This window comes from Citrobacter sp. Cpo065 (genome assembly GCF_030332805.1).
In the GTDB taxonomy this organism is placed as follows: Bacteria; Pseudomonadota; Gammaproteobacteria; order Enterobacterales; family Enterobacteriaceae; genus Citrobacter; species Citrobacter portucalensis.
Window position 1 is genome coordinate 139,056 of the sequence record NZ_JAOWHC010000019.1, and the last position, 26,117, is coordinate 165,172.

Here is a 26,117-nt window from a genome sequence, read left to right on the forward strand (position 1 = left end):
ATGTTGATAACCGTAATGTCGTGGTACAAGCTCGTGGTATCAAAATTAATGCAAGCAGACTTTATTCCGCTGCTTTTGATTCGCCTTTTTTTAATTCCAGTGATTTTTGCAGGTGCGCACTCAAAGGTTATGGGGTTTAGCGGAACGGTTGCCTGGTTTTCACAACCTACCGCAGAGGGGGGACTGGGATTACCTTTTCCCTGGCTGTTGGCGTTTCTGGCAACGTCGACCGAAGTACTGGGATTGATTTGTATTACGCTGGGACTTTTCACACGCATTATAGCCATTCCCATGATGATAGTTATGAGCGTTGCCAGCCTGATGGTGCACTGGTCGCACGGTTGGCTGGCGATTGCCAGTAACAGTATGGAATCCAGCCAACGTATGTCTGCGTTTCTTCAGTGGTTAATGGAGAATTTCCCAGGGCGTTATAATTATATTACGCAGTTGGGTGACCCGATTATCCTGAATAACGGCATTGAATTCTCTGCGACCTATTTCATCATGCTGTTGGTGTTGCTGATCTACGGTGGCGGCAGGTATGTCAGCGTCGATTATTGGTTAAAAAAAGCGACTCTCGCCTGGCGCTATCAGTAACGCGATATCGCTCTGCTCAAATTCGGTCCACGACGAAACGGTCTACGGATACACCACATCAAAAAAGGCGCCAGTGGGCGCCTTTATACCTGACCATCACCCCTTTGGTTTTGCGAGATGGATAAGCGTGTCGACACGCGCAGGGGAGAGCGGTTCGCGCGGCTGCGGCAGCGGCCAGCCGTACAGCCAGCGGGCGCTGGTGGCGCAGACTTTCCCCTGACAAGCCCCCATTCCACAGCGTGAGGCGAGCTTTGCCGCCTGCCAGCTTTCGGCGTTTTGCACGTCGCCACAACGAATATCCTCACAACGACAGAGCAGCGTATCTGCGGTGGTCGCGGCTTTTAGCGACTCCGGCAGCGCAAACGTCGTATGCAACGCCTGGGCAAAACGCTGCCAGCGGGTGCGCGCGGAGATGGCGCTTTGGGCCTTTTGCGGACAATTTGCGGCGGCGTAGCCGGCAATTTCTCCCTCGGCTAACGCCAGCTCGCTGCCGCCAAAGCCGGTGCATTCTCCTGCCGCATAGATATCCTGCACGCTGGTGCGTTGCTCCGCATCGACCCAAATAGCCTGATTTTCTGTTTTGCAGCCAAAGATTGCGCCAGGTTCTGTATTCGGTACCAGCCCATAGCCAATGGCCAGCCTGTCGCAGGCGATCTCCCGGGTTTGCCCCTGGTGGCGCACGGTCACTGACTGCAGACAGGTATCACCCTGCGCTTGGATGACCTGGCTTGCCGAATGATATCGGGCTGGAAAGAGCTCGCCGAACTGGCGCAATTTTTCAGGCCAGCGCCATAGCCCGGTTGCGAAACGGGCCAGTGCGGTCATCGGGGCCTGTTCGATGATGGCGACGATATTCCCGCCAGCGCGTTTCACCGTACTGGCGACCGCCAGCAGAAGAGGACCGCTGCCTGCAATGACCACGCGTTCCCCCTTGAGTTGCAGGCCATGTTTTATCTGCGCCTGCAGGCCTCCGGCCCCCGTCACATTGGGTAGTGTCCAGCCGGGAAAAGGCAGCGAGAGTTCTCTGGCGCCGCAGCATAAAATCAGCCGCTGCCAGCGGATTTCGCCGCAGTCATCTGCGGTTTCGAAGACTACGGAATGTGGGTTGGGGCGGGCAATCAGCCGGGCACCGCTCAGCAGTGTGATGTTGGGATGTTCAGCTACCGCCTGACGAAGCCGTCTGGCGTCCCGGGGGAGTGAGACCTGCGGCCCGTCGCGCCAGATTTGCCCGCCGGGGCGCGGGTTGTCATCAAGGATTATCACTGATTTTCCACAGCGTGCGGCAGCCAGTGCCGCCGACAACCCGGCTGGCCCTGCGCCAAGGATCAGGATCTCACAGTCAACGCTTTGCATGATGGCTCCTTTCAATCACCATTTCGGGCTGGCATTCCGTCTGGCAGGCCAGCACCCGGTGTCCGTTCACCGTGACGCGGCACTCCTGGCATACTCCCATTCCGCAGAAGGGCGCGCGCAGTTGACCACTCACCGAACGACGGGTCACGCCGTTGCCCACCAGGGCCAGTGCTGCTGCAATACTCATTCCGACGGGAACCTCACAGGTCTGGCCGTCGATAATTACGTTCAGGGTCGTCATGCGATGGCCTCCTGCTTGTGCAGGCGAGCGGGAAGCCAGGCATCCGGGGACACCGCCGGGCGCTCGCCAAGGATCTGGGCGCAAAGTAACTCGGCGGTTGCTGGCGCGGTTGTGACGCCGAGTCCTTCATGTCCCAGCGCCAGCCAGATACCTGGACGCGCAGGATGTGGGCCAATCAGCGGGTTACCGTCAGACGATGCCGCGCGAAAACCGCTCCAGCAACGGATGATATTTAGCGTCTCCAGAGAGGGTAAAAAATGGCGCGCGCGCGCCAGCATCTGTGCCAGCAGGGGGAGGTCAACCTCGCGGTCGGTGTTATCAAACTGGCGGGATGAGCCAATCAGCAACTGTCCGGTGGGGCGTGGCTGAATGTTAAATGCCACTGAGGTGCCGCCTGCATGGGCGCTGGCACCGTATCCCAACTCTACCAGCTGGTGGCTGAGCAAGGGGCCGTAGCGGTCGGTAATCGCCAACTGGCCTTTTTTGGGTCTGAGCCAGTTTTCGTCCAGCAGCATATTGGCCCCCTGACCGCTGGCGATGACGATGGCGCGCGCGCGCAGTCGTTTACCGCTGTGTAGGGTGACGTAAGGGGCATCAACAGAGAGGGCGCTATCCCGAAGGTGCGTTAAATCGGCATCGTTAATAAACCAGCGGGCGACGTTTGGGGCGTAAACTATCCCGTCGCCGGGGACCCACAGCCCGCCAGCGAGTCCGGCGGTGAGCAGCGGTTCGCGTGCGGCAAGCCGATCGCGGGTCTGCATTTCGCTGACAACCTGGTATTGTGCCATCCGTTGTTTTTTTTCTTCTGCCAGCGCAAGCTCTTGCGGCGTTTCCGCCAGCCACAGCGTGCCGCATCCGCGCCAGGCACAGCTTTCCGGCATCCGGGGCGTCAGTTTGCGCCAGCTCTCCAGAGACCAGGCGGAGAGTGCGAGCTCCGCAGGATCGTCATCCATGCACACCAGGTGACCCATACCCGCCGCCGTCGCGCCCGCATTGCCGTCATCGACCAGCGTGACTCGCTGTCCGCGAGCGGCCAGTTGCCAGGCGCAGGCGGCCCCGATAATCCCGGCACCGATGACGATGACGTCACTTTCGATCACAGCGAGATCCCCCAGCAGAACGGATCTTCAGGATTGAGGATCAGCTTATTATCACCACAGACCCATGCCTCTCCGCGGATCGTCGGGACTATCTTGTCGCCATGCGGCACGAAATGCGCCGTAAATTCGCTGCCGATGATGCTCGCCTGCCGCCAGGATTCTCCGGATTTGAGTTTTCCGTCCTCTGCCAGACAGGCCAGCTTAGCGCTGGTGCCGGTGCCGCAGGGCGATCGATCCCAGGCTTTACCGGGGCAGAGTACAAAGCTGCGGCTGTCCGCGCGATCATCTTCTGCAAACAGTTCGATGTGATCGATAATACCGTCATGTTCGCCACGGACGCCTGCACGATCTAACCCTTCACGGATTGCCCATGCGTACTCCGTCAATTCAGGGATCTTTTCCGGCGAGACCGCGAACGGATGATCGTTGACGAGGAAGAACCAGTTGCCGCCCCAGGCGATATCACCCGTTACCGTACCGTGGATGGTTTCAACCTGTACCTGCTTACGCCAGCGGTAGGCCGGCACGTTTTCGACCGAGACGCTGCCGTCTTCGTGCAGCGTGGCGGTCACATCGCCCACCGGCGTTTCAATCAGATGTTTACCGGGCTGAATGCGCCCAAGCCATGCCAGCGAGGCAATCAGCCCGATGGTGCCGTGACCGCACATGTTCAGAAAGCCGCAGTTGTTAAAGAAGATGACTCCCGCCGTGGCCTGTGGCGAAACTGGCTCACAGAGCAATGCACCGACCAGAACGTCGTTACCGCGCGGCTCAAGAATAATGGCTTTACGCCAGTCGTCGTAGTCGCGGGAAAAGCGCTCGCGACGCTCGCTCATGTTCCCCGCTCCCAGATCCGGAAAGCCGTCGATGACCAGGCGAGTGGGTTCACCGCCGGTGTGAGAATCAATCACTCTCAGTTCACTGTACTGTGCTGTCATAGGATCTCCGGGAAGTTAATATTTTGTTGCTAAATGCTGACGCAAGCCCTGCGTCCCGGCTTGATCGCTTTCGTCACCGTAAATGACGAAATCAGCATAATGGTCGCTGTCATCGTTAAGGCGATATCATATTTATTTGTTATTAATCATTTTGTTAGTGGTGTGGTAAACCAAAAAAGGCAACCGCGCCAGTGGCTGGAAAAGGGGAAATTATAAATCTACGGCAGGATCGCAAAACGCAGTAAGGATGCTTGCTGAGTTAACAAAAAGTTAATAAATATTCAGATCACTAATCGGGAGGAAGCGTGATGTCCTGTGTGATTAATGATGTGCGGGCCCCGTCGCCGGTGCCTGAAGTGGCTGAACTTAGCCAGATATGTGAGGGGTTGGCGCGTCAGCGTCCGGACAATATCCAGACGTTGCTCCATGCGATGGCATTGATTGCGCCGCTGCTCAATGCTATTCCGAATGTGGTTTTTTTTATCAAAGATGTGCAGGCCCGCTATTTGATGGTCAATATGACCCTGGCACGACGCTGCGGGTTTAAGACGGTCGTTTCTCTGCTGGGTAAAACCTCTGCTGATGTTTTCCCTTCAGCGCTTGGGCTGGGCTATACCGAGCAGGATATGCGGGTGCTGCGCGAAGGGGTAACGCTGCGCGATCAGCTGGAAATGCATCTCTACAACGGTCGTGAACGCGGCTGGTGTTTGACCCAGAAGCTGGCACTGCGGGATGCGCAGGGCCAGGTCATCGGTATGGCGGGGATTTCACACGATCTGCAGGAAGCGCAGGCGCGTCACCCGGCGTGGCAGCGGCTGGCGATCGTCGACGATCATATCCGCAACCATTATCACCGTCCTATCGCGATGGAGGAGTTAACCGCCCTGAGCGGCATGTCGGTGGCGCAAATTGAGCGCTACTGTAAGCGTATTTTTCATCTCACGCCGCGCCAGATGATCCACAAAGTTCGGCTGGAAAAAGCCACCGAACTGCTGGCGGGCGATACGCCGATTACCGATATTGCGTTGCAGTGCGGTTATACCGATCACAGCGCGTTTAGCCGCCAGTTTAAGGCGATGACGGGCTCTACGCCGCGTGATTTTCGCATTACGCTTGCCGGGTAAGACACACTCACTGTGCTAATTTCGTCATCAAAGAGGAAGAAAACCACCAAGCAGTCGGTCGCCTGAAACGTCAATCTGTCAGTGAATATTCACCATTAATTCACTTTAAATTAACAAATTGACGACAAGGAACCGAACATGAGCAAGAAAGCCATTCACTGGAGCGGTGTATTCCCGGCAGTCAGCACCCAGTTTCGTAGCGATTATTCCCTGGATCTGGATGCCACCCATACGGTGATGAAAAATCTGGTCAAGGATGGTGTTTCTGGCCTGGTGGTGTGCGGCAGCGTGGGGGAGAACACCTCTCTGACCACGCAGGAAAAGCTGCAGATCATCGAAGTAGCGAAAGATGCAGCGGGCGGTCAGATCCCAGTCATTGCGGGGGTGGCCGAATTCACCACCGCGTTTGCACAGAAGATGGCGAAAGAGGCAGAGCGCGTGGGCGTCGACGGTATTATGGTGATGCCTGCGCTGGTGTATTCCTCAAAACCGCATGAAACAGCGGCCCACTTCCGCAGTGTGGCTACGGCTACCGACCTGCCTATCATGGTGTACAACAACCCGCCGATTTACAAAAACGACGTGACGCCGGATATCCTGGCGACGCTTGCCGACTGCGACAACATCGTCTGTTTCAAAGACTCCTCCGGCGATACCCGCCGTTTTATCGACCTGCGTAACTCTGTTGGCGACCGCTTTGTGCTGTTCGCTGGGCTGGATGATGTGGTGGTCGAGAGCATTGCCGTTGGGGCGGAAGGCTGGATCTCCGGAATGTCGAACGCCTTCCCGCGTGAAGGGGAGACGTTGTTCCGCCTGGCGAAACAACAGCGTTATGAGGAAGCGATGGCGCTTTACCGCTGGTTTATGCCGTTGCTGCATCTGGATGCGCGCCCGGATCTGGTGCAGTGCATCAAGCTCTGTGAAGAATTGCTGGGGCGTGGCAGCGCCATTACCCGTCCACCGCGTCTGGCGCTGGAAGGGGATACCCGTGCGCAAGTGGTGGCGATTGTTGAGAAGGCGCTGGCGACCCGTCCACAGCTGCCGGATGTCGGCCTTTAAGTAAAGGAGTGATGATGACGCTACCTCTCTCTGTTTCGGGTCAGCAGTTTATCGCCGGACGCCGCGTGGCAAGCGGTGAGGCGACGCTGCCAAGCCTACGTGCCGCTGACGGCAAGCTGACCGGATACCATTTTTACCCGGCCTCTCATGAGGAGGCCGCCGCCGCGGCGGAGGCGGCTGACCAGGCGTTTCCTGTCTATTCACAGACAGCGCCAGACGTGCGTGCCCGCTTTCTCGACACCCTTGCCGACGAGCTGGATTTGCTCGGCGAGGATTTTTTCGCCATAGCCCACCAGGAAACGGCACTGCCGCTGGCGCGGTTACAGGGAGAGCGCACTCGTACCAGTAATCAGCTGCGCATGTTTGCCGGGGTGCTGCGTCGGGGCGATGCCTTTGGCGTACGCATTGATACCGCACTCCCTGACCGCCAGCCGCTGCCACGCCCGGACCTGCGTCAGTATCTGACCGCGCTTGGCCCGGTGGCGGTGTTCGGGGCCAGCAATTTTCCGCTGGCCTTTTCTACGGCGGGAGGCGATACCGCATCCGCGCTGGCGGCGGGTTGTCCGGTGGTGGTGAAAGCCCATCCCGGACATATGGCGACGGCGGAATTGACTGCCCAGGCGATTGTGCGTGCGGTCGCGGCATCTGGCCTGCCTGCGGGCGTTTTTAACATGATTTTCGGCACCGATATTGGCGCGGATCTGGTTCGCCATCCGGCGATTCAGGCGGTGGGTTTTACCGGTTCGCTGCGCGGCGGTAAGGCGCTCTGGCAGCTGGCGCAGCAGCGTCCGCAGCCGATCCCCGTCTTTGCGGAAATGTCGGCCATTAACCCGCTGATTATTCTGCCGCAGGCCGTCGCCACGCGGGCAGAAACGCTGGCCAATGAGCTGGTGTCCTCTTTCACTTTGGGATGTGGGCAGTTTTGTACCAAGCCGGGGCTGATCCTTGTCTTACGCGGCGAGGGTATGTCCCGCTTCACGCAGGCGCTGAAGGTCGCGGTTGACCAGGCACCGGCACAGATCATGCTGAATGCCCCGACGCTTGCCCATTATGAAGAGGGTGTCAGCGCGCTTGAGGCACATCCGCATATTCAGCGTCTGGCTGGGTCTGATGAATCGGTTATCGGCCGCGCGCAGGCCCGGTTGTATCAGGCTCCGGCTTCGCTGCTGCTGGCACAGGATCCGCTGCTACAGCAGGAGGTGTTTGGCCCGCTGGCGGTGTTGGTCGAGGTGGCCGATGAGGCGGAGTTGCAGTCCATTTTGCGCGTGATTCCGGGCCAACTGACGGCTACTGTGCACGCCGAATCTGATGATGGGCCGCTGGCGCAGCGCCTGCTGCCAGCCCTCACCGAAAAAGCGGGACGCGTTTTGTTTAACGGTTATCCGACCGGTGTCGAGGTTTGTGATGCCATGGTGCACGGTGGTCCGTGGCCTGCCACCACCGATGCTCGCGGTACCTCGGTAGGGACGCAATCCATCGACCGTTTTTTACGCCCGGTATGCCTGCAAAATGTGCCTGCCGCGCTGCTTCCGCCTGCTGTCCAGGATGACAACCCTCTGAACCTGCTGCGCCTGATTAACGGGCAGTGGACCCGGGAAGCCATTTCCCCCTCTGTTGACTGAAGGGCATGACCATGACGATTCACTCTACGCACCAAACACAGGCCCGCGTTGCTGAGGTGGGTAAATTTAAAAAGCAGCTAACGCTAACCGACCTGACGTTTATTGGGCTTGGGGCTATCTTCGGTTCCGGTTGGCTGTTTGCCGCAAGCCATGTGGCATCGATTGCCGGACCTGCGGGCATTGCCTCGTGGGTCATCGGCGGGATTGCCGTTCTGCTGTTAGGGATTGTCTATTGTGAGCTAGGCGCGGCACTGCCTCGTGCCGGGGGGATTATCCGTTATCCGGTCTTTTCCCACGGTGAGTTGATGGGGTATCTGCTTGGATTTATTACGCTGATTGCGTTTTCAAGCCTCATCTCCATAGAGATTGTTGCCGCGCGGCAGTATGCGGCAGCATGGTTCCCGATGCTGACTCAAACTGGTTCAAGCGACCCAACGTTGCTGGGATGGGTAGTGCAGTTTTTGCTGCTGTGTTTGTTCTTCGGGCTGAATTACTACAGTGTAAAAACGTTTGCCCGTTCCAATAACATCATCAGTATTCTGAAATTTTTGGTGCCGTTGGCGGTCGTTGTGACGCTCTTTACCTTTTTCAAACCTGAGAACCTGCACGTTCAGGGAATTGCACCCTTTGGTATGTCGGGCGTTGAGGCTGCGATTAGCGCCGGTGGGATCATCTTCGCCTACCTGGGGTTGACGCCAATTATTTCGGTGGCGAGTGAAGTAAAGAATCCGCAGCGTACCATCCCGGTGGCGCTGATTTTATCCGTGGTGCTGTCGACGATTATTTACGTGCTGTTGCAGTTGGCATTTCTTGGCAGTATTCCGACCGATATGCTGGGTGGCGGCTGGGCAGAGATCAGCAAGCAATTCTCGCTGCCGTACCGGGATATCGCCATTACGCTCGGTATGGGCTGGCTGGCGTTTATGGTGGTGTGCGACGCGATTGTCTCCCCAAGTGGTACCGGCAATATCTACATGAACGCCACGCCGCGCGTGATTTATGGTTGGGCGAAAGCAGGCACCTTCTTTAAGACGTTTACCCACATCGATAAAGAGTCTGGCATTCCGCGTCCGGCGCTGTGGCTGACCTTTGCATTGTCTATCTTCTGGACATTGCCGTTCCCGTCATGGGAACAGCTGATAAGCGTGGTGTCGGCGGCGCTGGTACTGAGCTACGCCATTGCCCCGGTCACGGCGGCGGGGCTACGCCGTAATGCACCGGATTTGCCGCGCCCATTCCGCGTGCGTGCCTTCGGGATTATCGGTCCGGTGTCGTTTGTGATTTCGGCGCTGATTGTATTCTGGTCTGGCTGGGGCACGCTGTCATGGCTGCTGGGACTGCAGATTGTGATGTTTGTCGTCTATGTGCTTTGCAAATCAAAAGTGCCGGTACACACCGTGAGTCTGGCGCAGCAGGTGAAATCGTCTCTGTGGCTTATCGCCTTCTACGCGCTGATTATGCTCTTCTCCTGGCTGGGCAGTTTTGGGGGCACAGGGGTGATTGGTCATCCGTGGGATACGGTGGTGGTAGCGGTGATGTCGCTGGGAATTTACTACTGGGGTGAGCGAACCTGTCTGCCGCGGGCTAACTTTACCGGTGATGAAGAAGAGTAAAGGAGTCGGTCATGGAGATGGTAAACCTCTCGTTAACAGAGGCTTATGCGCTGGCATATAAGGTGCTGCGCGGGAACGGATTCAGTGAAGCGCATGCCGTGGCGATCGCGACAAACGTGACCCACGGTGAGCGTGATGGCTGTGCCTCGCATGGTTTGTGGCGGTTGCTGGGGATTGTGGAGACGCGACGTAAAGGAAAGGTGTCACCTGACGCTGAGCCGGTTATCACCGATACCGCGCCGGCCATTGTGAAGGTGGACGCCGGTGGGGCATTTTCCCTGCTGGCATTCGAGCGCGCGCTTCCACTGCTGATAGAAAAGGCGCGCCACAGCGGTATTGCAGCCCTGGCGATTAACCGCTGTGTGCACTTTTCGGCGCTGTTTGCCGACGTTGAGCCGCTCACGGAGGCGGGGCTGGTGGCGCTGGCGACGACGCCCAGCCATGCGTGGGTTGCTCCCGCAGGCGGGACGCAGCCGCTTTTTGGCACTAACCCGATAGCATTTGGCTGGCCGCGTGAAGAAAAACCCCCGTTTATCTTCGACATGGCCACCAGTGCGGCGGCACGGGGAGAGATCCAACTCCATCAACGGGCGGGAAAAGCGGTGCCGGAAGGGTGGGGGATTGACGGTGACGGTCAGGCCACCACCGACGCGCAGGCGATCCTCGACGGTGCGATGTTGACGTTTGGCGGGCATAAAGGGTCTGCACTGGCGGCAATGGTGGAACTGCTTGCCGGACCGCTCATCGGCGATATGACCAGCGCGGAATCGCTGGCGTGGGATAAAGGGGCGGGCGGGTTGCCCTATGGTGGCGAGCTGATTCTGGCCCTGGACACGGCCCGCTTTCTGGGACGGGAGGCTCCGCAGCATCTGGCACGTGCCGAGAGACTCTTTGCCGATATGCAGCGGCAAGGAGCGCGTTTGCCGGGCGAGCGTCGCTATCATTCCCGTATGCGTACAACTCGTGACGGTGTAGAAATAACCCATTCGCTGTTCAAGGATATATCTGCGTTAGTGAAATAATTATCGCGAGAACAGGAGGGATGATGTCCCTCCTGTTATACGTTTATATAAATAGTTACTGTGATTAGCGATGCGCAGGTGTTGGCGCACCTTCGTATCTAGCTAATAAAACCCCTGTAAATTCCCCCAGTGATCTTCGGTAAGCCCAGATGTAAATAAGATGAAATAAGCGCGAATAGCATGCTTTTGGAATAAATAGAAAACGCCTTCATCCCAATAAATCCGGTATTATTAATCGTATTTATTCATTATCTTTCACGCGCCTGAATATCCCCACGCTCCAGAAAACAACGCCTGTCGGCATCAGACCAAAAATGCGATCTAACTCACTGAAGCAAATAGCAAACTCTGAAACAACGCTTAATTGTACACTTTGCTTTACACTTTTAGTGATGTGAATCACAAATATAAACCCGCGAAGTGATCCGACTCTCACAAATTGGGGTGTACTCATTGAGCAATACATTATGAGAACAGCCTGGAAAGTTAAGTTTTCAGTATTTTCCCTCTCCAGTGACATGCAACGGTGAAGGGCAATTCAACACGCAAAAAAAACTCGTTGAATATGAACGGGTAAAAAAATGACGTGTGATTTGCATCACTCATATTTACAGCTTTTTAAATTATTGCCAGTGATTAATGTTGACCGGGCTATTTCCATAATCAATCAAATCTTGCATAGTGCCTCCACATTATTTCTCCCCCTGGCTCAGGAGGCGAATAGTTATATTTCATCAGACTTTATTGATGAACCAGGTATGATTTACTTCACATTAATACGTACATGACCACTGTTACTGGAGAAACAAAATGAATTATCCGGCAGAACCCTTCCGTATTAAAAGCGTTGAAACTGTATCTATGATCCCGCGTGATGAGCGCCTTAAGAAAATGCAGGAAGCGGGTTACAATACTTTCCTGTTAAATTCGAAAGATATTTATATTGACCTGCTGACCGACAGTGGCACCAACGCAATGAGCGACAAGCAGTGGGCCGGAATGATGATGGGTGATGAAGCTTACGCGGGCAGCGAAAACTTCTATCATCTGGAAAGAACCGTGCAGGAACTGTTCGGCTTTAAACATATTGTTCCGACTCACCAGGGCCGCGGCGCAGAAAACCTGTTATCGCAACTGGCTATTAAACCAGGGCAATATGTTGCCGGGAATATGTATTTCACTACCACCCGTTATCATCAGGAAAAAAATGGTGCGGTGTTTGTCGATATCGTTCGTGACGAAGCGCACGATGCCGGTCTGAATATTGCGTTTAAAGGTGATATCGATCTTAAAAAATTACAAAAACTGATTGATGAAAAAGGCGCAGAGAATATTGCGTATATCTGCCTGGCGGTGACGGTTAACCTCGCGGGCGGGCAGCCGGTCTCGATGGCGAACATGCGTGCGGTGCGTGAACTGACGGCAGCGCACGGCATTAAAGTGTTCTACGACGCTACCCGCTGCGTAGAAAACGCCTACTTTATCAAAGAGCAAGAGCAGGGATTTGAGAACAAGAGCATCGCCGAGATCGTGCATGAGATGTTCAGCTACGCCGACGGTTGTACCATGAGTGGTAAAAAAGACTGTCTGGTGAACATCGGCGGTTTCCTGTGCATGAACGATGACGAAATGTTCTCTTCTGCCAAAGAGTTAGTCGTAGTTTACGAAGGTATGCCATCCTACGGCGGCCTGGCCGGACGCGACATGGAAGCGATGGCGATTGGCCTGCGCGAAGCCATGCAGTACGAGTACATCGAGCACCGCGTGAAGCAGGTTCGCTACCTGGGCGATAAGCTGAAAGCCGCTGGCGTACCGATTGTTGAACCGGTGGGTGGTCACGCGGTATTCCTCGATGCGCGTCGCTTCTGCGAGCATCTGACGCAGGACGAGTTCCCGGCACAAAGTCTGGCCGCCAGCATCTATGTGGAAACCGGTGTACGTAGTATGGAACGTGGAATTATCTCTGCGGGCCGTAATAACGTGACCGGTGAACACCACAGACCGAAACTGGAAACCGTGCGTCTGACTATTCCACGCCGTGTTTATACCTACGCACATATGGATGTCGTGGCTGACGGTATTATTAAACTTTACCAGCACAAAGAAGATATTCGCGGGCTGAAGTTTATTTACGAGCCGAAGCAGTTACGTTTCTTTACTGCACGCTTTGATTACATCTAAAAAATAGTTATGGCCCCATCACGTGATGGGGCTTTTTTGTATTCCTTTTCCATGAACAGGAAGCCTTTGCGGTGCCCGTTACCGTGACATAACTAAAAAAAGTAAACCCTGACTCCGACATTTTTATTATCCGCATGATGTACAAATGACAGCTGTAATTATAACGAATAGTCTACAGGAACATTTATCATGGATATTAATGCCATTGAGCGACAGAGTAGTACCCCCGGACTGATTAGCGGAACCATGTTGGTTATCGCGACCGTAGTGGGTGGCGGGATGTTCTCCCTGCCGATTGCGATGGCCGGCGTATGGTTCCCCGGTGCGTCTGTTATTCTTCTGTTTATCGCCATCATGATGTTATTAACCGGTCTGATGCTGGTTGAAGTCAACCTGCATTATGGCGCCGGTGCCAGTTTTAATACCTTTACTCAGGATTTATTAGGCCGTAAGTGGAATATCGTTGTCGGTATCGCTTTCGGCTTTGTGCTGTATATTCTGACTTATGCCTATATTTCCGGATCGTCAGCGGTGATGGCGCAAACCGTGTTCAAATACAGCGGTGTGCGCTTTCCGGCGAATATCTCGGTGGTGATCGTCAGTATGCTGGTCGGCGCGATTGCCTGGTACAGCTCCTTGCTGGTCGGACGCATCACTACCGTGTTGATTATCGGTAAGTTTATCGCGTTCTTTGCTACTTTCTCCGGGCTGGTTGGTCATATTGAAGTGGCGAAACTTGTCGACAGCGTGGCGGTGGCGCTGCCCAACTCACAGTACCTGCCTTACATTCTGATGACGCTGCCGTTCTGTATTATCTCGTTTGGTTTTCACGGTAACGTGCCGAGCCTGGTCAAGCTGTATGGCAAGAGTGGGGTCTCGAATATCACGCGTTCGATTATCATCGGTACGCTGTTTGCCCTGCTGCTGTACATCTTCTGGCTGGGCGTCACGATGGGTAACATCAGCCGTTCCGCGTTCCCGCCAATTATCGCCAAAGGCGGCAATATCGACGTGTTTGTTGAAGCCATCAGCGAGCTGTTCACCAGCCGGTATATGGATCTGATCCTGACCTTCTTCGGCAACTTCGCAGTAGCCAGTTCTCTGCTGGCGGCGACGCTTGGCTTGTTCGATTACATCGCCGACCTGTTTCACTTCCCGGATGACGGCATGGGCCGACTGAAAACCGCGCTGGTGACCTACTTCCCGCCAGCCGCCGTGTGCTTCTTCTTCCCGAACGGTTTTGTGCACGCGATTGGCTATGCCGGTCTGGCCTTTACCATCTGGAGCGTGATCCTGCCGCCGTTCCTGGTGAAAGCCGCGCGGAAACGTTTTCCGACCGCCAGCTATACCGCGCCCTGTAATAACACCGTGCTTAACCTGGTGATTGTCTGTGGAGCGGTTGTCTATCTGACGGTTGTTCTGGACGTATTTGGTCTGCTGCCAACGTTTCGTTAGACGGAGTCAAAATGAAAAACGTGTTGTCTGTTCAGTCGTCAGTCGTTTATGGCTATGCCGGAAATAAAGCCGCTGTGCTGCCGATGCAGCTTTCGGGGATCGATGTCTGGCCGTTTTACACCGTACAGTTTTCCAACCACACCCAGTACGGGATGTGGCAGGGCATGGCGATGCCGCACGGCGAGCTGAGTGCCATCATCAGTGGGCTGGATGACCTGCAAAAGCTGGCGCAATGCGACGCCGTGCTGTCCGGGTATCTTGGAGATAAACGTCATTGTGAAGAGGTGAAGCACGCGGTCACCACCATTCGTCAGCGTAATCCGCAGGCGCTCTATTTTTGCGATCCGGTGATGGGCGATCCGCAAAAAGGCTGCATTGTCGCGCAAGGCGTAGAGTCCTTTTTTGTCGATGATGCCATTCAACTGGCCGACATCATGGGACCGAATCTCTATGAGCTGGGCGTGCTGACGGGCAGACAACTGCGTGGTTTTGACGAGGTAGTGGAAGCGGCGCGGCAACTGGTGTCGTGGGGTGTGAAGAAGGTGCTGGTGAAGCATCTCGGTGACTGTTCGCGGGACAAACAGGCGTTTGAAATGCTGCTGGTGACGCCGGAACAGACGTTACACATTGCCCGGCCGCTGTATACCTTTGCCAAAATGCCGGTGGGCGTTGGGGATCTGATTTGCAGCGTGATGCTGGCTTCACTGCTCAATGGTTATGAGGACAAGCAGGCGCTGGAGCGGACCACCAGTGTCGTCGATGCGGTGATGCGACTGACGAAAGAGCATGATTCGTATGAACTGCGGCTGATAGATGCGCGTCACCAGATAATGGATCCGCAAATTCGCTATCGGGCAGCGGTACTGTAGCGCCACGAGGGGGCTCTATGTTTCTGACATTGCTGCGGCTTCAGCATCCTCTGGTCTACCGTTTCGCGTGGCTTCGTCTGTGGGTGGCGGTGTTAAGAGCATGCGGTCTGCGTAAGAGGAAGGGGTGAGCATTTTACGCTGCTGTCGCTGCCGGATGCGGCTCGCGCCTTATCCGGCCTACAAATGAGCGTGAAACGCAGGCCTACAAATGAGTGTGAAATGTAGGCCTGATAAGCGAAGCGCCATCAGGCATAAGTGCCAGGTATTACACGCGGAAGTAGCGTGGTGGAATCAACGCGGAAAAGGCGTCGAACTTCTTCACCATCTTTTTCCAGAACAACATAACAACAATCCTCGATTTGAAACATCGGCGCTATTTTAGTCAGCGCCGACAAATCGTAAAGCCTGTCGCCTTGTTCCGTTTCTGGGGCGGTGTAAACCTTTTTGGTCACTGTGTCGTCAAATACGATTGCCGCGAATTTGACGGGGTTGACAATGGCTTACGCCATAAACCAGTAATAAAAGAGACCAACCTTTAAGCCGAGGATCACAATGTAGGCGCAACAGTATTTCATGGTGCCAGACATAATCTGGTTGGCCTGACCGTCCATTTTTGTGGCAGAAACCGCGATGGCGATGCTTTGCGGCGAAATCATTTTCCCCCCCGTAGCGCCAGAGGTATTGGCCGCCGCCAGCCAGTTAGGATCGATATGCAACTTGCTGGCAGCAATGGTTTGCAGCTTGCCGAACAGAATGTTCGAGTTAGTATCGCTGCCGGTAACGAACGTGCCCAGCGCGCCAATCACCGGGGCGAGGAAGACGTACGAACTGCCGGTCAGATCGACAATCGACTGCGCCAGCGTGGAGATAATCCCGCTGAGATCCATCACCGTGGCCAGCGCGACGATCGCCATAATTGCGACGATAGAGTTTTTAAGCTGGAAAATGGTTTTGATAAATACTTCCAGCATCCCGCGTGCGGACGCCCCCTGAATAAAACCGCCGATAATGGTCGCAAAGATGATCAGCATACCTGGTGTGGTCACCCATTCAACTTTCAGTGCCATCGTTTTGCCGTCAGCCAACGTGAAATGCAGCACCGAAGCCAGTTGGGACGCCGCGCCCTTTATTGTCGGGAACAGCGGCGAACACAGCAGGATAAACACAAAAATAAACAGATAGATAGAGCCAACCCGGAACAGCACTTTTGCCGAGCGCGGCGTGGTTTCGCGGGTATGGCTGACCTCAATGCGCCACTCTGGATCGGTTTTCCCTTTGCGCAGGCGACTGACCATCGCCACGGCAAACAGGCTGACCAGGCTACCGGCAAAAGCGGGTAATTCCGCGCCAAGATGGATGGCGACAAAGTATTGCGGAATCAGCGTGGAAATGCCGCAAATCAACGTGATCAGAAATACGCCACGAATGGCTTTCAGGCCGCCGCCAATAATGCAGACAATCACAAACGGCAGCAGGATATTAAACAGCGCGAGCTGCAAAATAATGGTTCCGCCTAAGGTATAAACCGGCAGATTAACCTGTTCAGCCAGAATAGAAACCGGGATCCCGACCGCGCCGAATGCGGTGGGAACGGTATTCGCCACGAGAGAAGCAATCGCTGCTTTCAGCGGGTTGAATCCCAGCGCAATGAGAATGCCGATCGGAATAGCGACCGCCGTGCCATAGCCCGCTGCGGCTTCAAGAAATCCACCAAAACACCATGAAATCAGCAGCACCTGAATACGCTTATCTTCGCTAATGCTGGCGAGAATATCGCGCAAAATATCCAGCGCTTTGGTCGCCTGCATGACGTTATAACTGAAGATAGCGCCGAGGATCACAATCACAATCGGCCATAACCCCTTCAGTGCGCCATAGCCTATCGCGGCTTTCAGATTTTGTACGGGCATTTCCCAGAATATTGCCGATAGTGCAGCGGTGAATACCAAAGAAATCAGTACGGAATAATGGATGGGCATTTTTAATTTCAGTATTAAAAATACCATAAGTAGTAAAGGAGAGAGTGCCAGGGCAAACATAAAATATTCGTTCATTGCTATTCCTGATTGGTTCATTAAACCTGATTTATATTTATGGCGGGAAGGCTACATTGCCGTGTAAATAAAATATGTAAACTGAATCGCTTCAGTGAATAAAGTAATTATGATTTATGGTTTTGTAACTATTGTAATCTTTTAATTAAAATTCAATGCCAGATAAATATACTTAAGAGCAAGGTAAATACCCATAAGTGGTTATTTAATAACATTTTTAATAATGGTAGTGACGAAGGTAGTAATCATTCGAAACTATTTTATAAGGTGTTAATAACACTGTTGTTTTCAATATAAAAATGTGAGCAAGTCCGAAATAAATAAACATGGGTATTGCATATGCATGTTGATTAGGGGATTATTTGGTTTTGTCATACAAATGAAAATACAGACATTTGCGATTGTCCTGATATAAGAGGAGGAGAGTCGCTATCAAAGGAAAACGATCCGTGCATCATAATGAACCCAGACATTAGTAAAACAAGCAAATACAAAAACTGGGCGTGAAATACAGCTGAATCTTTGCTTGATATCGCGATATCAAGCGCAATAAACAGAAATGAAGCAATGGAGTAGTTATTGTGAATGTAAATTTCTTTGTTACCTGCATTGGTGACGCACTGAAATCACGGATGGCACGAGACTCCGTATTGCTGCTGGAAAAACTGGGTTGTCGCGTGAATTTCCCCGAGAAGCAAGGGTGTTGCGGTCAGCCAGCCATCAACAGCGGATACATCAAAGAGGCGATCCCCGGGATGAAAAACCTGATCGCCGCGCTGGAAGACAACGACGATCCGATTATCTCCCCGGCAGGCTCCTGCACCTACGCGGTAAAAAGCTACCCGACGTATCTGGCCGATGAACCGGAATGGGCGCTGCGTGCTGAAAAAGTTTCCGCGCGTATGCAGGATCTCACCTCCTTTATCGTCAACAAACTGGGCGTGGTTGACGTTGGTGCCAGCCTCCAGGGCCGCGCTGTGTATCATCCTTCCTGTAGCTTGACCCGCAAACTGGGAGTGAAGGAAGAGCCGCTTACGCTGCTGAAAAATGTGCGCGGACTGGAGCTGTTGACGTTTGCCGATCAGGATACCTGTTGCGGCTTTGGCGGGACGTTCTCGGTCAAGATGGCCGAGATATCCGGTGAGATGGTGAAAGAGAAAGTCTTACATCTGATGGATGCAAAGCCGGAATATTTGATTGGCGCAGACGTTAGCTGCCTGCTGAACATTGGCGGCCGACTGCAACGGGAAGGCCAGCCGGTCAAAGTGATGCATATTGCTGAAGTGCTGATGAGCCGCTGAGGGGAAAGAGATGTCGATAAAAACCAGCGATGTAGAATTTAAACTGCGTATTCGTCAGCAGATAGAAGATCCGATCATGCGCAAAGCCGTGGCTAATGCGCAGGAGCGTATCGGCGCGAATCGGCAAAAAATGGTCGATGAGTTAGGCCACTGGGAAGACTGGCGCGATCGTGCCAGCCAGATCCGCGATCACGTTCTGAGCAACCTCGACGCTTACCTGTACCAACTCTCTGAGAAAGTGACGGAAAACGGCGGACACGTCTATTTCGCCAAAACCAAAGAAGACGCCACTCGCTACATTTTGCAGGTCGCGCAGAGTAAAAATGCGAAGAAGGTGGTGAAGTCCAAGTCGATGGTGACCGAAGAAATCGGCGTCAACCACGTGCTGCAGGATGCCGGAATCCAGGTGATCGAAACCGATCTCGGGGAATATATCCTGCAGTTGGATCAGGATCCGCCTTCGCACGTCGTGGTCCCGGCGATTCATAAAGATCGCTACCAGATCCGCCGCGTGCTGAACGAACGTCTGGGGTATGACGGCCCGGAAACCCCGGAAGCTATGACTTTGTTCATTCGTCAGAAGATCCGCGAGGATTTCCTCAGTGCCGAAATCGGTATTACTGGCTGTAACTTTGCCGTGGCGGAAACCGGCTCGGTGTGTCTGGTGACCAACGAAGGCAACGCGCGCATGTGCACCACGCTGCCGAAAACGCACATTGCGGTGATGGGCATGGAGCGTATCGCGCCGACCTTTGCCGAGGTGGATGTGCTGATCACCATGCTGGCGCGCAGCGCCGTGGGCGCACGTCTCACGGGCTACAACACCTGGCTGACCGGCCCGCGTGAGGCGGATAACGTTGACGGACCGGAAGAGTTCCATCTGGTGATTGTCGATAACGGTCGCTCGCAGGTGCTGGGCTCAGAGTTTCGCGATGTGCTGCGCTGCATCCGCTGCGGAGCCTGTATGAATACCTGTCCGGCGTACCGCCACATCGGCGGACACGGCTATGGCTCTATCTATCCTGGACCTATCGGCGCGGTGATTTCTCCGCTGCTCGGCGGCTATAAAGATTTTAAAGACCTGCCGTACGCCTGTTCTTTATGCACGGCCTGTGACAGCGTCTGCCCGGTGCGTATTCCGTTGTCAAAACTGATCCTGCGTCATCGCCGGGTGATGGCCGAGGAGGGCATTACGCCGAAAGCCGAGCGACGGGCGATCAAGATGTTCGCCTATGCCAATAGCCATCCGGGGCTGTGGAAAGTCGGGATGATGGCGGGCGCGCATGCGGCGAGCTGGTTTATCAATGGCGGCAAAACCCCGCTCAAGGTTGGCGCGATTGGTGACTGGATGGAGGCGCGCGATCTGCCTGATGCTGACGGCGAGAGCTTCCGTAGCTGGTTTAAGAAACATCAGGCGCAGGAGAAAAAGAATGGATAACCGTACCGCGTTTTTAAACACCATCGCCCAGGCGCTGGGTCGCCCGCTGCGCTTCGAGCCGCAAGCAGATGCCGCGCCGGTTAACAACTATGCCAACGAGCGCCTGACCGAGCTTAGCCCCGAGCAGCGCTGCTCTGCGTTTATCCAGTTTGCCAGCGAAGTGATGCTGGCCCGCTGCGAACTGACCAGCGAGGACCAGGCCGCAGACGCGGCGCTGCGCCTGTGTAAAGAATTGGGTCAGCAGCCTGTGGTGCTGAGCGGCGACAGCCGGCTGGTGGATCTGGGTATCACCGAACGCTTACAGCAGGAATGCCACGCTGTGGTCTGGGACCCAGCGCGTGGTAGCGAAAATATTACTCAGGCCGAGCAGGCGAAAGTGGGCGTGGTGTATGCCGAGTATGGTCTGACCGAGTCCGGCGGCGTGGTACTGTTTTCCGCACCAGAGCGCGGGCGCTCCCTGAGCCTGTTGCCGGAGTCCTCGATTTTCGTGCTGCGTAAAAGCACCATCCTGCCGCGCGTGGCGCAGCTGGCAGAAAAGCTGCATCAGAAAGCACAGGCCGGTGAGCGTATGCCATCATGCATTAATATCATCAGTGGACCCAGCTCGACGGCGGATATTGAGCTTATCAAGGTGGTTGGGGTGCATGGCCCGGTGAAAGCGGTGTATCTGATTATTGAGGATTGTTGAGGCAGGATGGAAAACCGCTCTGGCGCTATAGGCCAGAGCGGTATCGACGTTATGCAATCATGCTGATGATCAACACGATTATCAGGCCAACCACGGAGTTTACCAGCTCCAGCAGACCCCAGGTTTTCAGCGTATCCTTCACCGACAGGTCAAAGTAGCCTTTGAACAGCCAGAACGAAGCATCATTGATATGGGTCAGGGTGTTGGAGCCGGCCGCTGTTGCCAGCACCAGCAACGCCGGGTCGACGCCCACCAGTTGACCGGTTGCCGGGTCGAGGATCGCTGCGCTAATAATCCCCGCCGCCGTCATGGCTGAGACCACGCCCTGACCCGTTGCCAGACGAATCAGCACGGTTATCAACCACGCCATGATGTAGGGAGAAATATTGCCGTGCGACATCAGCATGCCGATGGTATCGCCGATGCCGGTATCGATAATGGTTTGCTTCAGTACGCCGCCCGCGCCGATGATCAGGATCACCATGGCGATGCTTTTCACCGCGTTTTCAAAGGCGTTCATTACCCACTGCATGTCGTGACCGCGCGCGGTACCAAACAGCACGAAGGCGACAACCATGGCGATAAACATTGCAATCGGCGAGGAGCCTAAGAAGTTGACCACTTCCCACGCCTGCGTCCCTTTCACCAGCCAGATGTTGGCGATGGTGGTGGAGATCATGATGATCGCCGGGATCAGCGGCACCAGAATAGACACGCCGAAGGACGGCAGGTTGTTCTGGTCAACCGGTACGTCGGCCTTCATGAATGACGGCGTTGGACGATCGAGGTTGCCGAGGAATTTCGGCAGGATAAGTCCGGCGCAGATCACGCTCGGAATGGTCACCAGGATACCGTAGATGTAAACCATGCCCATGTCAGCGCCGTAGGCGTTAACCAGCGCGACCGGACCCGGCTGCGGTGGGAACAGTGAGTGAGCGGTGGTGGCGGCGGCAACCGCAGGAATCGCCAACTTAAGGAACGGGATCTTCGCTTCCGCGGCAATGACGATCACCAGCGGTGCCAGCATAATAAACGCCACTTCATAGAACATCGCCAGGCCGAAGATCAGACCAATAATGATCACCGACAGCTGCACGTAACGTAGACCGAGTCGCGCCAGCAGCGTATGGGCAATCTGATGCGCTGCCCCGGAATCAACCATCAGCTTACCGATGACGGCCCCGAATACCACGATAATCGCCAGCTCACCCAGCGTGCTGCCAAAACCGGATTTCATGGTATGCAGCAGTTCCATTAAATCCATTCCCGCCAGCATACCGACCGAGAGTGCCGCCAACAGCAGAGCGACCATCGAGTTTATCTTGAATCTTAAATTGAGCACCAGCATCAGGCCGATGCCGAATACAACCCACAGAATATTGAGAACGTGCATATAACGTCTACCTTACTTTGGTTGAACTATTATGATTTTGGTTGAGATGTTACATATATAGGTCAACCTATGATGCGATGGATGTCACATTGCGTTACATGTTTACATTAATACTGGGTTGTATGGCCGTTAATTAGCGGTATGGTCAGCAGATATCGTGATTTGGTTAACCAATTTATCGCTTCAGGTTGACATGTAATACCAAAAGGAGGAATTTATGTGCCATATCGTCGAGTCCATAACGTAAACGAGGAATAAAACATGGAACAGACATGGCGCTGGTATGGTCCTAACGATCCGGTCACCTTAGCGGATGTGCGTCAGGCGGGTGCAACGGGCGTTGTCACTGCCTTGCACCATATCCCGAACGGGGAAGTGTGGACGGTTGATGAGATCCTGAAACGCAAAGCCATTATTGAGCAGGCGGGCCTGGTATGGTCGGTCGTCGAAAGCGTACCGATCCACGAAGACATTAAAACCCGTTCCGGCAACTATCAGCAGTGGATTGCCAACTACCAGCAAAGCCTGCGTAACCTGGCCCAGTGCGGCATTCGTACCGTGTGCTACAACTTTATGCCGGTTCTCGACTGGACCCGTACCGACCTGGAATACGTCCTGCCGGACGGCTCCAAAGCGCTGCGTTTCGATCAAATTGAATTTGCCGCCTTTGAGCTGCATATCCTCAAACGCCCTGGCGCGGAAGCGGACTACACCGCCGAAGAGATTGCGCAGGCGAATGAACGCTTCACCACCATGAGCGAAGAAGACAAAGCACGTCTGACCCGCAATATCATCGCCGGTTTGCCGGGCGCGGAAGAGGGCTACACGCTCGACCAGTTCCGCCAGCATCTTGAACGCTATAAGGATATCGATAAAGCTGCGCTGCGTGAGAATTTTGCCGTCTTCCTGAAGGCGATTATTCCTGTAGCAGAAGAGGTTGGTGTGCGCATGGCGGTACACCCGGACGATCCGCCGCGCCCAATCCTTGGCCTGCCACGCATTGTTTCCACCGTGGAAGATATGCAGTGGATGGTCGATACGGTCAACAGCATGGCGAACGGTTTCACCATGTGTACCGGCTCCTACGGCGTTCGTGCGGATAACGACCTGGTCGACATGATCAAACAGTTTGGCCCGCGCATTTACTTCACCCATTTGCGCTCCACGCTGCGTGAAGATAACCCGAAAACCTTCCATGAAGCGGCGCATCTAAATGGCGACGTTGACATGTACGAAGTGGTGAAAGCGATCGTTGAGGAAGAACAGCGCCGTAAAGCCGAGGGCAAAGAGGATCTGATCCCTATGCGCCCGGACCACGGTCACCAGATGCTTGACGACCTGAAAAAGAAAACCAACCCAGGTTACTCCGCGATTGGTCGCCTGAAAGGCCTGGCGGAAGTGCGTGGCGTTGAGATGGCTATCCAGCGCGCTTTCTTTAGCCGCTAAAGCAGTGTTGCCGGTCGCCTGTCTGGCCGGCTTTTTTCTTTTCTCTCCGTTGGTCTTTCCGACGGGATCTGGAGTTCACAATGACAACGACAATTGCCAATAGCAACCTGCCGGTTGCACGCCCTGCATGGGACAGCTCTCGTCTGCAATCCCGCATTGTTCACCTGGGATGCGGCGCTTTTCACCGCGCGCATCAGGCGCTGTACACCCACCATCTGCTGGAAACCACCGACAGCGACTGGGGTATCTGTGAAGTTAACCTGATGCCGGGTAATGACTGCATACTGATTGAAAACCTGCGCAAGCAACAATTGCTGTATACCGTGGCGGAAAAAGGCGCGGACAACACCGTGCTGAAAGTGATCGGCTCGATGAAAGAAGCGCTGCACCCAGAGCTTGACGGCTGTGATGGTATTTTACAGGCCATGGCACGCCCGCAGACGGCAATTGTCTCGCTGACGGTCACGGAAAAAGGCTACTGCACCGATGCTGCCAGTGGCCAGTTAGATCTCAATAACCCGCTGATTAAACACGATCTGGCAAATCCATCCGCGCCGAAATCGGCGATTGGTTACATCGTACAGGCGCTGCATCTGCGTCGTGAGCAGGGGCTGGCGGCCTTTACCGTGATGTCCTGCGATAACGTGCGTGAAAATGGGCATGTGGCGAAAGTCGCGGTGCTGGGCCTGGCGCAGGCGCGTGACCCGCAGCTGGCGCAGTGGATTGAAGCAAACGCCACTTTCCCGTGCACCATGGTAGACCGCATTGTTCCGGCGGCAACGCCAGAAACGTTGCAGGAGATTGCCGACCAGTTGGGCGTTTACGATCCGTGCGCTATCGCCTGCGAACCGTTCCGCCAGTGGGTGATTGAAGACAACTTTGTTAACGGTCGCCCTGACTGGGACAAAGTCGGCGCACAGTTTGTTGCCGACGTAGTACCGTTTGAAATGATGAAACTGCGCATGCTCAACGGCAGCCACTCTTTCCTCGCTTATCTGGGCTATCTCGGCGGTTATGAAACCATCGCTGACACCATGACCAATCCAGCATACCGCAAAGCGGCGTTTGCACTGATGATGCAGGAGCAAGCGCCGACGCTTTCGATGCCGGAAGGTACCGATCTCAACGCCTACGCGACGCTGCTGATCGAGCGTTTCAGCAACCCATCTCTGCGCCACCGTACCTGGCAGATTGCGATGGACGGCAGCCAGAAGCTGCCGCAGCGCCTGCTGGATCCGGTGCGTCTGCATCTGCAAAACGGCAGCGGCTGGCGTCATCTGGCACTGGGCATCGCGGGCTGGATGCGCTACACCCACGGTGTGGATGAACAGGGGCAGGTCATTGATGTTGTCGACCCAATGCAGGCCGAATTCCAGCGCATTAACCAACAGTTCCAGGGAGCCGAACGCGTGACGGCGCTGCTGGGGTTGAGCGGCATTTTTGGTCATGATCTGGCGGAAAACACCGACTTTGTTGCGACGGTTACCGCCATGTATCAACAACTGTGCGAGCTGGGCGCGCGTGAGAGTGTTGCCGCGTTAAGCGCTGACGAATAACCTCCCAGGTATGACGGGTCAATCAAAATACTAATTTGGTTGACCCGTTTTCTGTTTTTGGCTTCCCGCAAATGCTATAGTTCAGGCGAAAAAACGTTATTGGTAGGCCGGATAAGGTGTGCGCAGTCATCCAGCCTCCGGATTCTGAATTGACGCATCTGACGGACATAACACGATGAAATCAAACACTTCTCAGCAAAGACCCTACCAGGAAGTGGGTGCAATGATCCGCGATCTGATTGTCCAGACGCCGTACCAGCCTGGTGAGCGCTTGCCGCCGGAGCGTGAAATTGCCGAGAGACTCAATGTCACTCGCACGGTGGTGCGCGAAGCGTTAATCATGCTGGAAATTAAAGGTCTGGTGGACGTGCGTCGTGGCGCCGGGATCTACGTGCTCGACAATGCAGAAGCTCAGACCATCGACAGTTCGGATGTGAATCATTGCAATGATGCCGGCCCGTTTGAGCTGCTCCAGGCGCGACAGCTGCTGGAAAGCAACATCGCCGAATTTGCCGCGCTGCAGGCCACCCGCGAAGATATCGTCAAAATGCGTCAGGCGTTGCAACTGGAAGAGCGGGAGCTGGCCTCCAGCGAACCGAACGGTTCTGAAAGCGGTGACATGCAGTTCCATCTCGCTATCGCCGAGGCCACGCATAACAGCATGCTGGTGGAGCTGTTTCGCCAGTCATGGCAGTGGCGCGAGAACAACCCGATGTGGATCCAGCTTCATAGCCATCTCGATGATACCCACTATCGTAAAGAGTGGATGGGCGACCATAAACAGATCCTGGCGGCGTTAATCAAAAAGGATGCCCGCGCGGCCAAGCTGGCGATGTGGCAGCATCTGGAAAACGTCAAACAGCGCCTGCTGGAGTTTTCAAATGTTGATGACATCGACTTCGATGGCTATCTGTTTGACTCCTGGCCGCTGGATAAAGTTAACGCTTGATTTTACCACCTCTCATGCGGGCTGTTCCGGCCCGCTCGGCATTGCATAGCAACCTTTCTTTTCACGTCTTAAACCTCATGTAAAAAATGGTTTCCATAGTCTTCAATGATCATTTTTT

Annotated in this window: 21 protein-coding genes; 15 read left to right on the forward strand and 6 right to left on the reverse strand. The window is 54.7% G+C overall.

Annotated elements, in window-relative coordinates:
• On the forward strand, positions 1-597 hold the full coding sequence (locus OGY68_RS01355) for an HvfX family Cu-binding RiPP maturation protein (RefSeq protein ID WP_057068537.1): 597 nt from the start codon (positions 1-3) through the stop codon (positions 595-597).
• A 96-nt stretch (positions 598-693) separates the two neighbouring features.
• On the opposite strand, the gene OGY68_RS01360 is transcribed toward OGY68_RS01355, so the two are convergent.
• Genes OGY68_RS01360 through OGY68_RS01375 form a run of 4 tightly spaced genes read right to left on the reverse strand, consistent with a single transcriptional unit; the run spans position 694 to position 4,229 of the window.
• A complete protein-coding gene (locus OGY68_RS01360; RefSeq protein WP_057068535.1) occupies positions 694-1,950 on the reverse strand; it encodes an NAD(P)/FAD-dependent oxidoreductase in 1,257 nt (418 codons plus the stop codon).
• The gene (locus tag OGY68_RS01365) at positions 1,937-2,191 is read right to left on the reverse strand and encodes a (2Fe-2S)-binding protein (RefSeq protein ID WP_057068533.1); all 255 of its coding nucleotides are present in this window, start codon (positions 2,189-2,191) and stop codon (positions 1,937-1,939) included. Before OGY68_RS01365 ends, OGY68_RS01360 begins: the two co-directional genes overlap by 14 nt.
• A complete protein-coding gene (locus OGY68_RS01370) occupies positions 2,188-3,291 on the reverse strand; it encodes an NAD(P)/FAD-dependent oxidoreductase (RefSeq protein ID WP_057068531.1) in 1,104 nt (367 codons plus the stop codon). Before OGY68_RS01370 ends, OGY68_RS01365 begins: the two co-directional genes overlap by 4 nt.
• Entirely contained in the window at positions 3,288-4,229 is a 942-nt protein-coding gene (locus OGY68_RS01375; RefSeq protein WP_008786076.1) for a 4-hydroxyproline epimerase, read from the reverse strand. Before OGY68_RS01375 ends, OGY68_RS01370 begins: the two co-directional genes overlap by 4 nt.
• Before the next feature lie 308 nt (positions 4,230-4,537).
• Between OGY68_RS01375 and OGY68_RS01380 the strand changes: the two genes are divergently transcribed.
• The 8 genes from OGY68_RS01380 to pdxY all read left to right on the forward strand — a co-directional run bounded on the left by OGY68_RS01380 (position 4,538) and on the right by pdxY (position 15,174).
• Complete coding sequence (locus OGY68_RS01380; RefSeq protein WP_008786078.1) at positions 4,538-5,353, forward strand: AraC family transcriptional regulator; 816 nt, start codon at positions 4,538-4,540, stop codon at positions 5,351-5,353.
• A gap of 138 nt (positions 5,354-5,491) precedes the next feature.
• On the forward strand, positions 5,492-6,412 hold the full coding sequence (locus OGY68_RS01385; RefSeq protein WP_003830108.1) for a dihydrodipicolinate synthase family protein: 921 nt from the start codon (positions 5,492-5,494) through the stop codon (positions 6,410-6,412).
• A gap of 14 nt (positions 6,413-6,426) precedes the next feature.
• Complete coding sequence (locus OGY68_RS01390) at positions 6,427-8,034, forward strand: aldehyde dehydrogenase (NADP(+)) (RefSeq protein WP_057068527.1); 1,608 nt, start codon at positions 6,427-6,429, stop codon at positions 8,032-8,034.
• Positions 8,035-8,045: 11 nt separating this feature from the next.
• Positions 8,046-9,647 (forward strand): APC family permease, encoded by a 1,602-nt coding sequence (locus OGY68_RS01395; RefSeq protein WP_048227169.1) that lies wholly within the window; start codon positions 8,046-8,048, stop codon positions 9,645-9,647.
• Positions 9,648-9,658: 11 nt separating this feature from the next.
• Positions 9,659-10,669 carry an Ldh family oxidoreductase gene (locus tag OGY68_RS01400; RefSeq protein WP_057095063.1) on the forward strand — a complete coding sequence of 337 codons (1,011 nt, stop codon included), beginning with the start codon at positions 9,659-9,661 and terminating at the stop codon, positions 10,667-10,669.
• 810 nt (positions 10,670-11,479) lie between these two features.
• The gene (locus OGY68_RS01405) at positions 11,480-12,850 is read left to right on the forward strand and encodes a tyrosine phenol-lyase (RefSeq protein ID WP_016155590.1); all 1,371 of its coding nucleotides are present in this window, start codon (positions 11,480-11,482) and stop codon (positions 12,848-12,850) included.
• 189 nt (positions 12,851-13,039) lie between these two features.
• The gene (locus OGY68_RS01410) at positions 13,040-14,305 is read left to right on the forward strand and encodes an aromatic amino acid transporter (RefSeq protein WP_032942280.1); all 1,266 of its coding nucleotides are present in this window, start codon (positions 13,040-13,042) and stop codon (positions 14,303-14,305) included.
• An 11-nt stretch (positions 14,306-14,316) separates the two neighbouring features.
• On the forward strand, positions 14,317-15,174 hold the full coding sequence (pdxY, locus tag OGY68_RS01415) for a pyridoxal kinase PdxY (RefSeq protein WP_057068977.1): 858 nt from the start codon (positions 14,317-14,319) through the stop codon (positions 15,172-15,174).
• A gap of 500 nt (positions 15,175-15,674) precedes the next feature.
• On the opposite strand, the gene OGY68_RS01420 is transcribed toward pdxY, so the two are convergent.
• A complete protein-coding gene (locus tag OGY68_RS01420) occupies positions 15,675-17,228 on the reverse strand; it encodes an L-lactate permease (protein ID WP_057068974.1) in 1,554 nt (517 codons plus the stop codon).
• 581 nt (positions 17,229-17,809) lie between these two features.
• On the opposite strand from OGY68_RS01420, the gene OGY68_RS01425 reads away from it, so the two are divergent.
• Genes OGY68_RS01425 through OGY68_RS01435 form a run of 3 tightly spaced genes read left to right on the forward strand, consistent with a single transcriptional unit; the run spans position 17,810 to position 20,655 of the window.
• A complete protein-coding gene (locus tag OGY68_RS01425) occupies positions 17,810-18,529 on the forward strand; it encodes a (Fe-S)-binding protein (RefSeq protein WP_001102107.1) in 720 nt (239 codons plus the stop codon).
• A gap of 10 nt (positions 18,530-18,539) precedes the next feature.
• Positions 18,540-19,967 (forward strand): LutB/LldF family L-lactate oxidation iron-sulfur protein, encoded by a 1,428-nt coding sequence (locus tag OGY68_RS01430; protein WP_008786085.1) that lies wholly within the window; start codon positions 18,540-18,542, stop codon positions 19,965-19,967.
• Positions 19,960-20,655 carry a LutC/YkgG family protein gene (locus OGY68_RS01435; protein WP_057067064.1) on the forward strand — a complete coding sequence of 232 codons (696 nt, stop codon included), beginning with the start codon at positions 19,960-19,962 and terminating at the stop codon, positions 20,653-20,655. The genes OGY68_RS01430 and OGY68_RS01435 overlap by 8 nt, the downstream gene beginning before the upstream one ends.
• Positions 20,656-20,704: 49 nt before the next feature.
• Here the strand turns inward: OGY68_RS01435 and gntP are convergent, their stop codons facing one another.
• Positions 20,705-22,048 (reverse strand): gluconate permease GntP, encoded by a 1,344-nt coding sequence (gene gntP, locus OGY68_RS01440; RefSeq protein WP_003033260.1) that lies wholly within the window; start codon positions 22,046-22,048, stop codon positions 20,705-20,707.
• Positions 22,049-22,309: 261 nt separating this feature from the next.
• Between gntP and uxuA the strand changes: the two genes are divergently transcribed.
• The 3 genes from uxuA (at position 22,310) to uxuR (ending at position 25,999) form a co-directional block, all read left to right on the forward strand.
• Positions 22,310-23,494 (forward strand): mannonate dehydratase, encoded by a 1,185-nt coding sequence (gene uxuA / locus OGY68_RS01445; RefSeq protein ID WP_008786088.1) that lies wholly within the window; start codon positions 22,310-22,312, stop codon positions 23,492-23,494.
• An 80-nt stretch (positions 23,495-23,574) separates the two neighbouring features.
• Entirely contained in the window at positions 23,575-25,050 is a 1,476-nt protein-coding gene (locus OGY68_RS01450) for a fructuronate reductase (protein ID WP_057067063.1), read from the forward strand.
• Between the two features lie 175 nt (positions 25,051-25,225).
• Positions 25,226-25,999 carry a Uxu operon transcriptional regulator gene (gene uxuR / locus OGY68_RS01455; RefSeq protein ID WP_008786090.1) on the forward strand — a complete coding sequence of 258 codons (774 nt, stop codon included), beginning with the start codon at positions 25,226-25,228 and terminating at the stop codon, positions 25,997-25,999.
• Positions 26,000-26,117 lie beyond the last annotated feature (118 nt).

Coding starts and splice junctions, on each gene's coding strand:
- OGY68_RS01400 (WP_057095063.1), top strand. CDS start 9,659: ATGGAGATGGTAAACCTCTCGTTAACAGAGGCTTATGCGCTGGCATAT.
- OGY68_RS01360 (WP_057068535.1), bottom strand. CDS start 1,950: ATGCAAAGCGTTGACTGTGAGATCCTGATCCTTGGCGCAGGGCCAGCC.
- uxuR (WP_008786090.1), top strand. CDS start 25,226: ATGAAATCAAACACTTCTCAGCAAAGACCCTACCAGGAAGTGGGTGCA.
- OGY68_RS01450 (WP_057067063.1), top strand. CDS start 23,575: ATGACAACGACAATTGCCAATAGCAACCTGCCGGTTGCACGCCCTGCA.
- gntP (WP_003033260.1), bottom strand. CDS start 22,048: ATGCACGTTCTCAATATTCTGTGGGTTGTATTCGGCATCGGCCTGATG.
- OGY68_RS01385 (WP_003830108.1), top strand. CDS start 5,492: ATGAGCAAGAAAGCCATTCACTGGAGCGGTGTATTCCCGGCAGTCAGC.
- OGY68_RS01390 (WP_057068527.1), top strand. CDS start 6,427: ATGACGCTACCTCTCTCTGTTTCGGGTCAGCAGTTTATCGCCGGACGC.
- OGY68_RS01405 (WP_016155590.1), top strand. CDS start 11,480: ATGAATTATCCGGCAGAACCCTTCCGTATTAAAAGCGTTGAAACTGTA.
- OGY68_RS01365 (WP_057068533.1), bottom strand. CDS start 2,191: ATGACGACCCTGAACGTAATTATCGACGGCCAGACCTGTGAGGTTCCC.
- OGY68_RS01430 (WP_008786085.1), top strand. CDS start 18,540: ATGTCGATAAAAACCAGCGATGTAGAATTTAAACTGCGTATTCGTCAG.
- OGY68_RS01410 (WP_032942280.1), top strand. CDS start 13,040: ATGGATATTAATGCCATTGAGCGACAGAGTAGTACCCCCGGACTGATT.
- OGY68_RS01420 (WP_057068974.1), bottom strand. CDS start 17,228: ATGAACGAATATTTTATGTTTGCCCTGGCACTCTCTCCTTTACTACTT.
- OGY68_RS01380 (WP_008786078.1), top strand. CDS start 4,538: ATGTCCTGTGTGATTAATGATGTGCGGGCCCCGTCGCCGGTGCCTGAA.
- pdxY (WP_057068977.1), top strand. CDS start 14,317: ATGAAAAACGTGTTGTCTGTTCAGTCGTCAGTCGTTTATGGCTATGCC.
- uxuA (WP_008786088.1), top strand. CDS start 22,310: ATGGAACAGACATGGCGCTGGTATGGTCCTAACGATCCGGTCACCTTA.
- OGY68_RS01395 (WP_048227169.1), top strand. CDS start 8,046: ATGACGATTCACTCTACGCACCAAACACAGGCCCGCGTTGCTGAGGTG.
- OGY68_RS01435 (WP_057067064.1), top strand. CDS start 19,960: ATGGATAACCGTACCGCGTTTTTAAACACCATCGCCCAGGCGCTGGGT.
- OGY68_RS01375 (WP_008786076.1), bottom strand. CDS start 4,229: ATGACAGCACAGTACAGTGAACTGAGAGTGATTGATTCTCACACCGGC.
- OGY68_RS01355 (WP_057068537.1), top strand. CDS start 1: ATGTTGATAACCGTAATGTCGTGGTACAAGCTCGTGGTATCAAAATTA.